Raw genomic sequence first — 15432 nt, 5'->3', positions numbered from 1 at the left:
CCGTTCCGGGGGTCCGCGCCCGCAAATGGCCTCCTACCTGGCCCAACAGGTCCAGACCAATCGGACAAGAACGGCTTTCGCGAACTACGATCGCTGGAACGGCACCTACCTAAAAGGGGATCAATGGCTGATCACGTACCGGCCGCTCTGGCGACGGGGGAACACGCACCCGACCGCAATCTGGCTCTGGAACTGGTCAGGGTGACCGAGGCGGCGGCGATGGCGGCCGCGCGCTGGGTGGGACGGGGAGACAAGAACGGGGCGGACGGCGCCGCCGTGAACGCCATGCGCCAACTGATCAACACGGTCTCGATGAAGGGCGTCGTGGTGATCGGCGAGGGCGAGAAGGACAACGCCCCGATGCTGTTCAACGGCGAGGACGTCGGCGACGGGACCGGCCCCGAGTGCGACGTCGCCGTGGACCCGATCGACGGCACCCGGTTGTGCGCGCTCGGCATGAACAACGCGATCTCCGTGATCGCGGTCAGCGAGCGCGGCTCGATGTACGACCCGTCCGCGGTCTTCTACATGGAGAAGCTGGTCACGGGCCCGCAGGCGGCCGAGCAGGTGGACATCAACGCCCCGGTGGGCGACAACATCCGCGCCGTGGCGCGGGCCAAGGGCGCCAAGCCGTCCGACGTCACCGTGGTGATCCTGGACCGGCCGCGGCACGAGCGGATCGTCAAGGAGATCCGGGAGACCGGCGCGCGGATCCGTTTCATCACCGACGGCGACGTGGCCGGTGCGATCATGGCGGCGCGCAGCGGCACCGGCGTCGACCTGATGCTCGGCATCGGCGGCACGCCCGAGGGCATCGTCGCCGCCTGCGCGCTCAAGTGCATGGGCGGCGTCATCCAGGGCAAGCTGTGGCCGCGCGACGAGGAGGAGCGCCGCAAGGCCCTCGACGCAGGGCTCGACCTCGACCAGGTGCTCACCACCGACGACCTCGTACGCTCCGACGACGTGTTCTTCGCCGCCACGGGCATCACGGACGGCGAGCTTGGGCACGGCGTGCGGTTCCAGGGCGGCGCGGCGGTGACGCACTCCCTCGTCATGCGGGGGCGGTCGGGCACGATCCGGAAGATCGAGAGCGAGCACCAGCTCTGGAAGCTCGGGGCCTACAGCGCCATCAACTTCGACACTGCCGTCTAACGGCCGAACAGGCGGCGACGGGGGCGCTTCGGCGAACGGGCGACGACCTTGCCGCCGAAGACGAACCCGGCGAGTTCGATCACGGGCGCGTCCGGCGCGAAGTCGGTCGCGCCCGGCGGGAGCCGTACCTCGTTCTTAAAGGTCCGGACGCGGGCGTCCGGGGCGGTCACGATCCGCACGCCCTCGGGAACCGTCAGGTTGACCGTGCCGGCCATGACGGCGAGCTGGACCACCACGTGCCGCGACTGGAGCAGCGCCTCGCACAGGTCCATCGACACCGTGCCGCCCAGGGACGTCACCGGCACCTGGGAGGGCACGACCCACCGGCCGCCGCGGGTCTCGGTGCGGAAGAAGGCGGTGACGGGACGGCTGTCCATGCGGAACGGCTGGCTCTCCGGCGGCAGCAGGTCCACGGTCAGCTCGGCCAGCTCGCCGAGAGTCCGCGCGGCCCACACGCGCTCGATCCGTTCCTCGTGCTCCACGAGAGTGAGCCGCCCGTCGGTGACGGCGTCCGCGAGCACCGCGACGATCCGCTCCCGATCGGCGTCGGATGCCCGCAGCAGGGAGGGGTCCGGCGTGTCGGCGGTGCGCGGCGAGAGGAAGGCGGAGATCCACTTCACGGCTGAGGACTCGCTGCTGCTCACACCATCGAGAGTAAGCGGTCTTCGCGCGGCGGTCACCACGCGACGCGGCGCCCGGCGTCCACCAGGGGCGACGTTGACCGGGGACTTCGTGGCCGCTTAGCGTGAGGAGGTGGTCGCGGGGGCGGTGACACGGCAGGTCGGCAACCTTCCGGCCGACCTGACGAGCTTCGTCGGCCGCAGGCGTGAGCTGGCCGAGATCAGGCGGCTGCTCTCGGCGTCGCGCCTGGTGACCCTCACGGGAGTGGGCGGCGTCGGCAAGACCCGGCTGGCCCTGCGGGCGGCCGCCGAGCAGCGCCGCGCGTTCGACGGCGTCTGGCTGGTGGACCTGAGCACCGTCGGCGACCCCGGCCTCGTCGCGGAGACGGTGGCGGCGACCATGGGCGTGCGGGACGAGGCCGCGGACTGCCCGCTTGACGCGCTGGAGCGGGTGCTGGCCTCCCAGCGGACCCTGCTCGTGCTGGACAACTGCGAGCACCTGCGCGACGCCTGCGCCGTGCTCGCCGACCGGCTCCTGCGGGCGGCCCCCGAACTGCGCATCCTCGCGACGAGCCGGCAGTCGCTCGGCATCACCGGCGAGCACCGGATGAAGATCTCGCCGCTGCCCGTCCCGGAGCCGGACCGGCCGCTCGACCGCAGGTCGCTGGAGTTGTACGACGGGGTCAGCCTGCTGACGGAGCGGGCGGCCGCGGTCCTGCCCGGTTTCACCGTCACCGAGGACAACCAGGCGGCCGTCGCCGAGCTGTGCCGCCAGCTCGACGGCATCCCCCTGGCCATCGAGCTGGCCGCGGTGCGGCTGCGGGCCCTGTCGGTGAAAGCGCTGGTCGAACGCCTGCGCGACCGCTACCGCCTGCTCACCGGAGGCAGCAGTACGGCGGTGCCGCGGCAGCAGACCCTGCACGCGCTGGTCGACTGGAGCTTCCAGCTGCTGCCCGCCGCCGAGCGGACGCTGTGGACCCGGTTGTCGATCTTCCCCTCGCACTTCGACCTGGACGCCGTCGAGGAGGTGTGCACCGGCGACGGCATCGAACGCGACGACGTGCTCGACCTGCTCGACGCGCTGCTGGACAAGTCGCTGCTGCTGCGTGAGGAGCACTGGGGCTCGGTCCGCTACCGCATGCTGGACACCCTGCGCGAGTTCTGCCGCAAGCGTCTCGGCGGGCCCGCGGAGCGCCGGTCGCTCCGGCGGCGGCACCGGGACCGGTATCTCCTGCTGGCGCGGCGGGCGGCCGACGAGTGGTTCGGCCCCGACCAACTCGCCTGGCTGAGGCTGCTCGACCTGGAGCAGGCGAACCTGCGCGCCGCGATGGACTTCTGCCTGCAGGAGCCCGGCGAGGCGGAGACCGGGCTGTGGATGGCCCTCTATCTGACCGACCCCTGCTGGCTGGCCAACGCGTACTACAACGAGGGCCGCCACTGGCTGGACCGCATGCTGTGGGCCGCGCCCGCGCCCACCGTGCTGCGGGCGCGGGCGCTGTGCGCCGACGCCGAGCTGGTGCTCACGCAGGGCGACACCGCCAGGGGCCGGCTCCTGCTGGCCGAGAGCCGGGCGCTCGCCGAGAGGCTGGGCGACCCGGAGGCACTCGCCCAGACGTCCCTCGTCGCCGGGCTGGCGGAGCACTACGCCGGCGACTACGCGAGGGCGGTCCCGCTGCTGGAACGGGCCGTCGAGGAGGAAGAGGCCGTCGGCAACCTGAGCGGCCTGCTGATCGCCCTGATCACGCTGGCGGCCGGCGTCGGCTACCTCGGCGACCGGGCCCGCGCCACGGAGCTGTTCGAGCGCGCGCTGGCGCTGACCGAGGCCCACAGCGAATGCTCCGGCCGGGCCTGGGTGTTCACGATCTTCGCCGTCCATCTGTGGCAGGGCGGGGAGAACGACCGCGCGCTGGCGATGGCACGCGAGGCCCTCCTGCTCGGCCGCGAGCTCGGCGACCGGATGAACATCGCGACGAACCTGAGCGTCCTCGCCTGGGTGCAGGCCTGCGAAGGCCGCCACGCCCATGCGGCCCGGCTGCTCGCGGCCTCGGAGGAGATCGGGCGCAGGGTCGGGCTGGTGCCCAGCCGCGACAAGCGGTTCGCCGAGTTCCACGAGCGGTGCCTGACCGAACTCCGTACGAACCTGGGCGACCGGGGGCTGAACCGCGAGACCCGCAGGGGGCAGCGGCTGACGACGGACGAGATCATCGAGGAGGCGCTCGGCGTCCGGGCCGAGGGCGGGCCCGGACGCCCGGACGAAACGACCGCAGAGGCCGGACCCACGCGGCCCGCGACCGCGGTCTCCGCGGCCGAGCCCTCCCCGCTCACCCGGCGGGAGCGGGAGATCGCCGACCAGGTCGCCCAGGGACGCAGCAACAAGGAGATCGCCTCGGCCCTCGTCATCTCGCAGCGCACGGTGGAGGGCCACGTCGAGCACATCCTGGACAAGCTCGGCTTCGCCTCCCGGGCCCAGATCGCCGCCTGGGTGGCGGCACGCGAGGCAGGCGGCAGGCCCTGACCGGCGCACCCCATTGACCGGGCGGGTGGCTGCTCCTACGCTGGCGAAAACTTGAACCCCCCTCATGTTCCGGAGGCCCGCGGTGTCAGCAGAGGGCACGGTGCCCACTCCTCGGCCCACTCCTCGCGACCGGCAGGCGCGGCTCGCCACGTTCGCGGTGTTCTTCGTCCAGGGCCTCACCTTCGCCACGCTGCTCACCCAGGTGGCGGCGCTGCAGAAGAAGCACGGCCTGACGGACGGCGAGCTGACCATCCTGCTCCTGGTCGTCCCGGTCATCGCGGGGGCCGGGAGCGCGCTCGCCGGCGCCGCCGCGTCGCGGTGGGGCAGCCGGCTGATCCTGCGCCTGGTGCAGCCGCTCGCCTGCGCCGCCGTCGTGCTCGCGGGCCTCGCCACGAACGTCCCCATGCTGGTCGCGGCCAACGTCCTGTTCGGCCTCGGCCTGGGCGGGGTGGACGCCGGCATGAACATGCAGGGCGTCGCGGTCGAGCGGGAGTACGGCCGGGCGGTGCTCACCGGGTTCCACGCGCTGTGGAGCGTCGCGGCGGTCATCGGGTCGCTGTGGGCCTCGGCGGCGGCCACGCTCGGCCTCGGCCTGCCCGTCACGTTCGCGATCGCCCTCGTCCCGGCCGCCGCGCTCGCCGTCCTGTCCTCCCTCTGGCTCTACCGTCCGCAGGAGGAGCACCGCGCGTCCGCCGCCCGCGACGAGGAGGCGGACGCCGGCAGGCCGGCCGGGGTCGCATGGCGCCCGATCATCCCCCTCTGCCTCGCGATGGCGTTCCTCTACGTGGGCGACTCGTCGGTCTCCAACTTCGGCACCGTCTTCATGGACAAGGTCCTGCACGCCTCGGCGACCGTGATCCCGCTGGCTTTGGGGGCCTATCAGCTCACGACGTTCCTGGTGCGCGTCGGCGGCGACCTCGCGGTGCGCAGGTGGGGCCCGGCGGCGATCGTGCGCGCCGGGGGCGCCGTCGCGACGCTGGGCTTCGTCGCGATCGTGGCCGCGCCGTCCGTGCCGCTGGCGATCGCGGGCTTCGCCCTCACCGGCATCGGCCTGTCCGTCGTCGCCCCGCAGTCGTTCTCCGCGGCCGGTCGCCTCGACCCGGCGGGCACCGGCGTGGCGATCGCCCGGGTCAACATGTTCAACTACGTGGGCTTCATCGTGGGGGCCGCGCTCGTCGGAGGCGTCGCGGACGCCGCCGGCTTCCGCGTCGCCTTCGCCGCTCCGCTCGTGCTCGCCGCCGCGATCATCCTGCTCGCGCGCGGCTTCCAGCCCCGTACGGCCCGCCCGGCCCCCACGACGGCTCCCCTGACGTCCTAACCGGGAGCGCGGGCGGCGAGGGCGCGGACGGCCTCGGTCACCCGGTGGGCGGGCAGGCGGGCGAAGCCGATCACCAGCCCCGGCGACCCGTGGGCGGACGTCACGACCTCGGCGGACAGGCCGGCGGCGCGGGCGGCCGCCACCAGGCCGGCGGGGTCGGCGTCCGGCTCGGCGTACAGGTGCAGCCCCGCCGAGATGCCGTGCACGGTGACCCACGGCAGGTGCTCCGCCAGGGCGCGGACCAGGGCGTCCCTGCGCCGCCGGTACTCCCGGCGCATGCGGCGCAGGTGCCGGTCGTACGCGCCGACGGCGATGAGGTGGGCGAGCGCGTACTGGTCGATGACCGGCGAGCCGAGGTCGAGCTCCCCGCGCGCGAGCCGTACGGCATGGGCGACGCGCGGGGGCGCCGCGACCCAGCCGAGCCGCAGCCCCGGTGCGAGGGCCTTGCTCACGCTGCCCGCGAGCACGACGCGGTCGGGCGCGAGGCCCTGCAGGCACCCGACGGGGTCCCGATCGAAGCGCAACTCGGCGTCGTAGTCGTCCTCGAGCACCAGGGCGCCCGTACGGCCCGCCCAGTCGATCAGCGCGGCCCGGCGGGCCGGGGACAGGACGACGCCGGTCGGGTACTGGTGCGCCGGGGTCACCAGCACGGCGTCGGCGTCGTGGGGCAGGGCATCGACGACGATTCCCTCCCGGTCGACGGGCACGGGCACGATGTCCGCCCCGGCCCGCCGCAGCAGCGGAAGCTGACGCGGGCTCGTCGGGTCCTCGACGGCCAGGACGGCCCGCCGGCCCAGATCCCGCGCCAGCGCCTGGACGGCGAGGCTGAGCCCCTGGGCCACCCCGGTCACGATCACCACGTGGTCCGGCGGCGCGTCCGCCGCGCGCACCCGGCCGAGGTAGGCGGCGAGTTCGCGGCGCAGGGTGGGCACCCCGCCCGGGTCGCCGTAGTCGAGCGCGTCGTTCGGCAGCGTGGCCAGGACGTGGCGGACGGCGGCGAGCCAGGCCTGCCGGGGGAAGGTGCCGAGGTCGGGCGAGGTGGGCCGATGACCGTAGTGGGGCCACCCCTCCCGATCCTCCGGGTTCTGCTCGGCGGTCTGCCGCCCCGCCCCCGCCGCGACCCGGGTGCCGGCGCCCGTCCTGGACTCGAGGACGCCCTCAGCCACCAGTTGCTCGTACGCCTCGACCACGACGCCGCGCGAGAGGCCGAGATCACGGGCGAGGTCGCGGGTGGCGGGCAGGCGGACGCCGGGGGCGAGCCGGCCGGACCGGACGGCCTCCCGCACCTCGCGGGCGATCTGCGCGGCGAGCCCGCCCGCGGCCCTGTCGACCACCAGATGAAGATCGGCCATTGGTCCACGATAACGCGGTGTGATTGGACCGGTTGCGAGGACCAAAGCCTTCCTAGCATCGCCAGACATGAACACCCATGTCGCCGGCGCCGCCGGAGCGATGTTCCTCGTGGGGACGCTCGCGGCCGTCTCGGACGTCATCGCCGGCTATCCCGTCTACGGCGGCCAGGCGGTCCGCTACGCCCTCGCCGCCGTGATCCTGCTCGCCGCCGCCCGGGCGCGCGGCCTCGGCCCGGTACGGTTGCGGCCACGCCAGTGGGGCCTGCTCGGCGCGCTGTCGCTGACCGGGCTCGTGCTGTTCAACATCTGCGTGATCGAGGCGACCCGCGCGGCCGGGCCCGCGCTGCCCGGCATCATTCTCGGCGCGGTGCCGCTGGCCCTCGCCCTCGTGGGGCCGGTCGCGACGGGCGGCCGTCCGTCGCCGCGCGTGGTGGCGGCGGGCCTGGTCGTGGCCGCGGGCGCGGCCCTGGCGACCGGCGCCGGCAGCGGGAACACGGCCGGGCTGCTGTGGTCCCTGGGCGCCCTGGCCTGCGAGCTCTGCTTCTCGTTGCTGGCCCTGCCGCTGCTGCCGCTGATCGGACCCGTCAGGGTGTCGGCCTGGTCGGCCGCGCTCGCGGTGCCGTTCCTGCTGGTCGCCGGCGTCGCGCTGGACGGCCGTGGGGTGCTGCGCGTGCCGACCGCCGCGGAGGCGGCCGGCCTGGCCTACCTCGCCGTGGTGGTGACTACCGTGGCGTTCTTCCTCTGGTACCGCTCGCTGCCCCGGCTGGGCGCGGACCGCGCCGGCCTTTTCGCCGGGATGATCCCCGTGGGCGCGATCGCCACGGCGGCCCTCCTGGGCGTCGCCGTCCCCTCCGCCGCCGACCTGGCCGGAGCGGCCCTCGTGATCAGCGGAATCGCCCTCGGGCTCCGCTCGTCCTCGGTTCGTCCGCCGGTCCGGGTCGCGGCTCACGAGATGCCCTGACCTGGTCCGCGGCCTCGCTCGGCGGCGGCCACTCACCGGAGGGCCGCCCCGCGCCGGGAGGGGTCCACCAGAGGATGTCGCCGTCCTTGACCTGCCGCAGCACGAGCGTGAGCAGCGACACCGCCAGGGCCACGAGGATGCCGATCGCGAATATGACCATGATCCATACTCCGCCGTCCATGGCCCCTCCCTTCTCTATGTCTCAATTATCCCCCTTTGTGCTCGGATGTTCAGTATGAAATTATTCAAAACCTACTCACGCCCCGGGCATGATGACCGCGGCCCGCGCGCCGTACGCTGTGCAAAGACCATGGGCGGTCCGGACGGCGGGCACGCCCGACCAGGCAGACCACGAGGAACCGAGGACGATGCCGGAGTTCGACTACACCGACCTGCTCCCGCTTGGACCGGACGAGACGGAATACCGCCTGATCACCACCGAGGGGGTGCGGGTCACCGAGGCGGCCGGGCGCAGGTTCCTGGAGGTCGAGCCCGAGGCCCTGCGGCTGCTCACCGAGACCGCGATCCACGACATCTCGCACTACCTGCGGGCGTCCCACCTGGCGCAACTCCGTAAGATCGTCGACGACCCCGAGTCGAGCGGCAACGACCGCTTCGTCGCCCTCGACCTGCTCAAGAACGCGAGCATCTCGGCCGGCGGCGTGCTGCCGATGTGCCAGGACACCGGCACCGCGATCGTCATGGGCAAGCGCGGCCGCCACGTGCTCACCGACGGGCGCGACGCCGAGCACCTCAGCCGCGGCGTGTACGACGCCTACACCCGGCTCAACCTGCGCTACTCGCAGATGGCCCCGCTGACGATGTGGGACGAGAAGAACACCGGCTCCAACCTGCCGGCCCAGATCGAGCTGTACGCCGAGGACCCGAACGGCCACCCGGACGAGTACAAGTTCCTGTTCATGGCCAAGGGCGGCGGCTCGGCCAACAAGTCGTTCCTCTACCAGGAGACCAAGGCGGTGCTCAACGAGAAGCGCATGCTCGCCTTCCTGGAGGAGAAGATCCGCTCGCTCGGCACCGCCGCCTGCCCGCCGTACCACCTGGCGATCGTCGTGGGCGGCACCAGCGCGGAGTACGCCCTGAAGACGGCGAAGTACGCCTCGGCGCGCTACCTCGACTCCATCCCCACCGAGGGCTCGCCCAGCGGGCACGGCTTCCGCGACCTGGAGATGGAGAAGAAGGTCTTCGAGCTGACCCAGAAGCTGGGCATCGGCGCGCAGTTCGGCGGCAAGTACTTCTGCCACGACGTGCGGGTCATCCGGCTGCCGAGGCACGGCGCGTCCTGCCCGGTCGCCATCGCGGTGAGCTGCAGCGCGGACCGGCAGGCCCTGGCGAAGATCACGCCGGAGGGGGTCTTCCTCGAGCAGCTGGAGACCGACCCCGCCCGGTTCCTCCCGGACACGACGGACGAGCACCTCGGCGGCGACGTGGTGAGCGTCGACCTCAACCGCCCGATGCCGGAGATCCTCGCCGAGCTGAGCAGGTATCCGGTCAAGACCCGGCTGTCGCTCACCGGCCCCCTCGTCGTGGCCCGCGACATCGCCCACGCCAAGATCGCCGAACGGCTCGACGCCGGCGAGGACATGCCGCAGTACATGAAGGACCACGCCGTCTACTACGCCGGTCCGGCCAAGACCCCCGAGGGCTACGCGTCCGGATCCTTCGGCCCCACCACCGCCGGGCGGATGGACTCGTACGTCGAGCGCTTCCAGGCGGCCGGAGGCTCGATGGTGATGCTGGCCAAGGGCAACCGGTCCAAGCAGGTGACGGACGCGTGCCAGAAGTACGGCGGCTTCTACCTCGGCTCCATCGGCGGCCCGGCCGCGCGCCTGGCCCAGGACTGCATCAAGAAGGTCGAGGTCCTGGAATATCCGGAGCTCGGCATGGAGGCGGTCTGGAAGATCGAGGTCGTGGACTTTCCCGCATTCATCGTCGTGGACGACAAGGGCGACGACTTTTTCACCGATACGACCGGCCCCGTCCTTACCATCGGACGACGCTGATCCTGCGGGGAGGTTGTCAGGATCTTTGACAGAAGATCTCAACAATTTCCCGGCATGGTCTCTACAGGTCGCACTACACAAATCGGTAAGCTGCCACTCATGCGTGCGCCGTCCGGATACCTGTTAGCCGCGCGCTATCGGCTGATCGAGCCGGTCGGGCGCGGCGGGATGGGCACTGTGTGGCGCGCGCGTGACGAGCTGCTCGACCGCGAGGTGGCTGTCAAGGAGGTGCGCCTCCCCCTGGTCCTGGACGAGGACCTGCGGGCGGAGCTGTGCGCGCGCACCGAACGCGAGGGCCGGGCGACCGCCATGGTCGCCCACCCCTCGGTCATCACGGTCTTCGACGTCATCACCGAGGACGACCGCCCCTGGATCGTGATGGAGCTGCTCAGGGCGCGCTCGCTGGAGGAGCTCATCCGCCAGGAGGGCCCGCTGCCGCCACGCCGGGTGGCCGACATCGGCAGGCAGGTGCTCGGCGCGCTGCGCGCCGTCCACGCCAAGGGCATCCTGCACCGCGACGTGAAGCCCAGCAACGTGCTGGTGACCGACGACGACCGGGCCGTGCTGACCGACTTCGGGCTGGCCGCCCTCGAGGGCGACGCCTCCATCACCCAGGCCGGGATCGTCCTCGGCTCCGCCGGGTACATCGCCCCCGAGCGCGTCCTCGGCGACAAGGCGAGCCCGGCGGCCGACCTGTGGTCGCTGGGCGCGACCCTCTACACCGCCGTCGAGGGCCGCGGCCTGCACGGCCGCCGGACCGCGGCGGCCGCGCTCGCGGCCCTGACCAGCGGCGCTCCCATCCCCATGGAGAAGGCCGGCCCGCTCGCCCCGGTCCTGCGCGGCCTGCTCCAGATCGACCCCGCGGCCAGGCTCGACGGCGTCCGCGCGGCCCACGCCCTGTCCAGGATCGCCGCCGGAGGCACGGCCGAGGACCCCTACGCCTCCCCGCTCCGGGCCGGCCGGCCCACACCGCCGCCGACCGCCCCGCAGCCCACGGCCCCGGAGACCCGCAAGCCGCCGCAGCGCAGCCAGCGTGGGCAGCACCGCGCCGAGTCGCGGCCCACACCCAAGGTGACCCCGCGCGACCGCGACTCGGGGCCCCACCGGCAGCCGGGCCCGTACGGCCAGCCGTACCGGCCGGCGGAGTACGGCCAGCCCCACCCGTACGACTCGTACGCCTCGGGGCGCTACGACCTGTACGGCTCCCGCGGGCAGTCGGGACCGTACGGGCAGTTCGACGCGAGTGGTCAGCTCCGGCCCAGCGGCTCCTCCACCGGGTCCCGCAGCGGTCCCCACAGCGGCTCCCACAGCGGCTCCCACAGTGGCGCGTTCAGCGGCCCGCATCCGCAGTACAGGCAGTCCGGCCACCACCATCGGGAGATGCCGGCCGTGCCGTCTCCGCGCCGGCGGCCGAGCGAGGGCCTGCACCGCAAGCCGTCGGAGCCCGCTCTCCACCACGTCGTGCGCATCCCCATGATGCGGCAGGTGGCGAAGATGATCAAGATCCTGCTCCCGCGCCGGTATTGGCCCCGCGGCTTCCTCAGATAGCCGGGCCGGATTCCCCGGCCCGGCTGTCGCGGTCTCACCCGGCGGCGCCGCCTACCACCTGGTCATGTCGGGAAGCTGGTCGATGGAGATCGTCCTGGGGTTCGCCATCGCCGTCTTCCACAGCGACGGGACGTCCTTGCCGCTGCCGCCCCAGTCGCGGGAGGCCCACACCACGAAGTAGGGCCACGCCGGGTCGGAGGCGGGGTTGAGCGGGCTGAAGGTCTCCGCGATCCCCGCGGTCTTGCCGTTCCCGATGGCCTTGAGCGTGGTGAAGTCGCCCCAGCTCTGGTAGTAGTCCGAGGTGACGAGGTCGGTGTAGGCGTCGCCGGGATACCAGGAGGACATCGGCGTGCTCTGCCCGCTCGCCATGCCGTTGAAGATCCACAGCACGTTGTGGACGCCGGCGAACTGGGCGCGCTGGAAGATGAGCCGCCAGAGCTGCTTGTACGCGTCGGCCCCCTTCCTGGTCCACCACATGTAGTTGTTGTTGCTCTCGTGGAGCGGGCGGAACAGGACGGGGATGCCCGCGTCGCCCATCTTCTTCAGCTCCCGGACCACCAGGTCGATGTCCTGGTAGAGCTTGGACGACGGGTTGCTCAGATCCGGCACGAAGTCACAGCTGGCCGCGTAGTCGCCTCCGCGCGGGCAGTACCAGTGCCACTGGAAGGCGACGATGCCGTGGTGGGAGTTGTACCAGTCGATCACGTTCTGGGTCTGAATGTTCCCTCTGGTGTACTCCATGAAGTCGAAGGCGACGATGGCCGGGTAGCGGCCGGTCAGCGACTTGACCCGGTCGGCGTCCGGAGCGTCGGTCTGACCGCTGACGTAGGAGTGGGTCTTGAGGTAGCAGAGAAGGTTCCTCGCCTTGGAGTTGGCGCCGGGGTCGGCGGGGGTCTGCCCACAGGCCGGGCCGGTCGGGCTGGGCGACGGGCTCGGCGTGACGCCGTAGACCTCGAACTCGTGGAGCGAGTAGCCCCAGGCGGTGCCGCGTGCGGTCCCGTACAGGCGGACGTAGCGGCCGGCGCCCGACACCGGCAGGTCCTCGACGCCGCCCGCGCCGGTGGTCGTGCTGTAGACCGGGACCCAGTTCGCGGCGTCGGTGGAGGTCTCGATCCGGTAGCTCCTGCCGTACGCGGCCTCCCAGCGCAGGGTCACCTGCCTGATTGGGTAGTTCGCACCGAGGTCGACCTGGATCCACTGGGGATCGCTGTAGGCGGTGGACCAGCGGGTGCCGAGGTCGCCGTCCACCGCGTAAGCGGCGGCCAGGCTGCCGCTCTCGTCGGACGAGGACCTCACCGGCCTGCGGAGGGCCAGGTTTCCGGCCGGCGCAGTGACGGTCGGCGTTGCACTAGGCGTTGCACTAGGCGTTGCGCTCGGTGTGGCACTCGGGCTGTCGTCGGGTGTGGGGCTGGGCGACGCGTCGCCACCGCAGGAGGCGCCGTTCAGGGTGAACGCGGTGGGGGCGGGGTTGGAGCCGCTGTAGCGGACGTTGAAGCCGAAGGCGACCGAGCCGCCGTTCGCCGGGATGACGGCGTTGTAGTCCACGTTGGTGGCCGACACGCCGGAGCCGCTCTGGGTGTAGGTCGCGCTCCACACGTCGGCGACGGTCTGGCCGCCGGAAAACGCCCAGGCGAGGGTCCAGCCGTTGATCGTGGTCGAGCCGCCGTTGGTGACGACGACGTCCACGGTGGCGCCCGAGCCCCAGTCGTTGGTGACCTGGTAGCGCACCTGGCAGGGGGCCGGGGCGGCGTGGGCGCCGGGCAACACGACGAGCGCCGCCGACAGCAGGGCCAGTGCCACTGCCGTCGCGAGGCCGGCCAGGGTCGCCGGGCGGCGACGTTCAGGATGGTTCATCGGTTCTCCCGAGGTAGGGGGGTGCGACGCCCTCCGTGTCCCGCGCGCCTGGGGGTCACCGTCGAACGGGACACATCGCACGGGCCGTGGACGCCCGCACAGGAGGGTGTCCCGATAGTGGGAATGAACCGGTTAATACGTCAATAGAGGACCTCGAACCTTGGCCGCCCGCGGAGGAGCGGCAAGCCGCCCTGCCACTTCAGCGGCGGCGGGGACCCCGGCGCGACGGGATGAAACGTTCATCACACATGACCTGTCCGCTCTCCCGCAGGTCGCGCCGAGGGGCACAGATCTCGCATGGCCGCCCGGCCCCCCGCCGATCCCGGCGGCCGGTGACTGCTGTATCGGCATCGATATGTGTTCGATTTCGCGCATGTAACCGTTTGCAGCATGTGTGAATCCACAGTTTATTGACCGGTTCATTCGCCTTCGAAGGTGAAATTCCTTTTCCGGCCCGGCCGGTGCCCTCGTCCGCGTGAGGGGCCGGGCGCGGGACGCGACGGGTCCAGGCGCCGGGCCGGGGCCCCGCGCCTGCCGTCGCCGACCCGCCAGGCGAGGATGGGGCCAGGGAACGGGCTTCGGCTGGCGTGTCGCAACTCCGCGAAGTGGATCACGCTGGGAATAAAGCGCTCTGCAAGGTCGAATCGCTATCTTTCTAGACATGCCGGAACAGCACCCGCGGTTACTCACCGACCGTTACGAGCTGCGCACCCGAATCGGCCGGGGCACCATGGGCACCGTCTGGCGTGCGTACGACCGGTCGCTGGGCCGGGAGATCGCGGTCAAGGAAATCCGCCAGGACCCCTCGCTCAGCCCGCGGCAACGTCAGGAGCTGCGCGAACGCATGATGCGCGAGGGCCGCATGGCCGCGCGCGTCAGCCATCCCTCCGTCGCCACCATTCATGACGTGATCGTGTCCGACGGCATTCCGTGGATCATCATGGAGCTCGTCGAGGGACGCTCGCTGGAACAGGTGATCGACGAGGAGGGGCCGTTGCCGCCACGTCTGGTGGCGGAGATCGGCTACGACCTGCTCGGCGCGCTGCGCGCGGCCCACGCGCAGAACATCCTGCACCGTGACGTCAAGCCGGCGAACGTGCTGCTCACCGAGACGGGCAGGGTCGTGCTGACCGACTTCGGCATCGCCAAGGCCCTGGGTGACAACGCGCTCACCCAGACGGGCATGGTGATCGGCTCTCCGGGTTACACCGCCCCGGAGCGGGCCCGGGGCGAGCACACCGGCCCCGAGTCCGACCTGTGGTCGCTCGGCGCGACGCTGTACTTCGCCGTCGAGGGGCGGCCGGCGTACGAGCGGGCGACCGTGGGCGAGACGCTGGCCGCGCTGATGACGGAGAAGGCCGACCCGCCCCGGCAGGCCGGGCCGCTGCGCCAGGTCCTGGACGGGCTGCTGGAGAAGGACCACACCGCGCGCCTCACGCCCGAGCGCGCCGCCGCGATACTGCGGGTGATCGCCGACACCCCCACGGGTTCCATTCCGGCGGTGCCTCCGGCGCCCCCGGCGCCGTCCCCTCGTCCCGCACCCGCGGGGCCGGTCGCACCGGTCGCCTCCGCCGCGCCGGTCGCGCAGGGCGGCCCGGCCGGAGCCGACGAGGACGACGCCAACCGGACGATGGTCGTCGTCCGCCCCAAGGGCGGGCTGCGCATCCCGCCGCCCGGCGAGGCGCGGCAGGCCGGGCAGAACGGACAGGACGCCGCCGCCCGGCCGCCGTCCGGCAACGGCGCGGAAGCCGCCGACAGGCACAGCACCACGGTCCCCGGGAGGCTCCCCGGCCGAGGACCCGCGACGCCCCCGCCACCCGGCCCCGTCGCCGGGAACCATCCCGCGCCCGTCATGCCGGGACAGCCCGCCGGCCCGCACCCACAGCACTCACCGCAACCGCCGCAACCGCCACACTCCGGGCGGCCGCCCAGCCTGGGCACGGACCTGTTCACCATGCGCGGCCCCGACGGGCCGGACACCGGGACGCGGGTCCGGGTTCTCGTGACGATGGGGATCGTGCTCGTCGTCGTCCTCGTGCTGATCCTTCTGGGCGTGTTCTTCTTCTTCGCGAAGTGATGTTGCGGCGGGCG

General features: G+C 72.4%; 10 protein-coding genes. 7 read left to right on the top strand and 3 right to left on the bottom strand.

Features of this window, described 5'->3' with window-relative positions:
- The first annotated feature begins 123 nt into the window (after positions 1-123).
- Positions 124-1152 carry a class II fructose-bisphosphatase gene (gene glpX, locus AAH991_RS17860; RefSeq protein WP_346226971.1) on the top strand — a complete coding sequence of 343 codons (1029 nt, stop codon included), beginning with the start codon at positions 124-126 and terminating at the stop codon, positions 1150-1152.
- Here the strand turns inward: glpX and AAH991_RS17855 are convergent.
- Positions 1149-1796, bottom strand: a complete 648-nt coding sequence (locus AAH991_RS17855; RefSeq protein WP_346226970.1) for a DUF1707 SHOCT-like domain-containing protein — start codon at positions 1794-1796, stop codon at positions 1149-1151. The genes glpX and AAH991_RS17855 overlap by 4 nt on opposite strands.
- 109 nt (positions 1797-1905) lie before the next feature.
- Between AAH991_RS17855 and AAH991_RS17850 the strand changes: the two genes are divergently transcribed.
- Both AAH991_RS17850 and AAH991_RS17845 read left to right on the top strand, forming a co-directional pair.
- Entirely contained in the window at positions 1906-4287 is a 2382-nt protein-coding gene (locus tag AAH991_RS17850) for an ATP-binding protein (protein ID WP_346226969.1), read from the top strand.
- Between the two features lie 100 nt (positions 4288-4387).
- Positions 4388-5605 (top strand): MFS transporter, encoded by a 1218-nt coding sequence (locus AAH991_RS17845; protein ID WP_346226968.1) that lies wholly within the window; start codon positions 4388-4390, stop codon positions 5603-5605.
- Here the strand turns inward: AAH991_RS17845 and pdxR are convergent.
- Entirely contained in the window at positions 5602-6957 is a 1356-nt protein-coding gene (gene pdxR, locus AAH991_RS17840) for a MocR-like pyridoxine biosynthesis transcription factor PdxR (RefSeq protein WP_346226967.1), read from the bottom strand. The two genes, AAH991_RS17845 and pdxR, sit on opposite strands and share 4 nt — an antisense overlap.
- A 67-nt stretch (positions 6958-7024) precedes the next feature.
- Between pdxR and AAH991_RS17835 the strand changes: the two genes are divergently transcribed.
- From AAH991_RS17835 to AAH991_RS17825, 3 genes are all read left to right on the top strand, one after another.
- Positions 7025-7918, top strand: a complete 894-nt coding sequence (locus tag AAH991_RS17835) for a DMT family transporter (RefSeq protein WP_346226966.1) — start codon at positions 7025-7027, stop codon at positions 7916-7918.
- A 368-nt stretch (positions 7919-8286) separates the two neighbouring features.
- Positions 8287-9939, top strand: coding sequence for a fumarate hydratase (locus AAH991_RS17830; protein WP_346226965.1), 1653 nt, complete (start codon positions 8287-8289; stop codon positions 9937-9939).
- Positions 9940-10038: 99 nt separating this feature from the next.
- The gene (locus AAH991_RS17825) at positions 10039-11487 is read left to right on the top strand and encodes a serine/threonine-protein kinase (protein WP_346226964.1); all 1449 of its coding nucleotides are present in this window, start codon (positions 10039-10041) and stop codon (positions 11485-11487) included.
- Between the two features lie 51 nt (positions 11488-11538).
- On the opposite strand, the gene AAH991_RS17820 is transcribed toward AAH991_RS17825, so the two are convergent.
- Entirely contained in the window at positions 11539-13341 is a 1803-nt protein-coding gene (locus AAH991_RS17820) for a glycosyl hydrolase (RefSeq protein WP_346226963.1), read from the bottom strand.
- 661 nt (positions 13342-14002) lie between these two features.
- On the opposite strand from AAH991_RS17820, the gene AAH991_RS17815 reads away from it, so the two are divergent.
- On the top strand, positions 14003-15418 hold the full coding sequence (locus AAH991_RS17815; protein ID WP_346226962.1) for a serine/threonine-protein kinase: 1416 nt from the start codon (positions 14003-14005) through the stop codon (positions 15416-15418).
- Positions 15419-15432: the final 14 nt, after the last annotated feature.

It is taken from the genome of Microbispora sp. ZYX-F-249, assembly GCF_039649665.1.
Taxonomy (GTDB): domain Bacteria; phylum Actinomycetota; class Actinomycetes; order Streptosporangiales; family Streptosporangiaceae; genus Microbispora; species Microbispora maris.
This window is presented reverse-complemented; position numbering and strand designations above follow the sequence as displayed.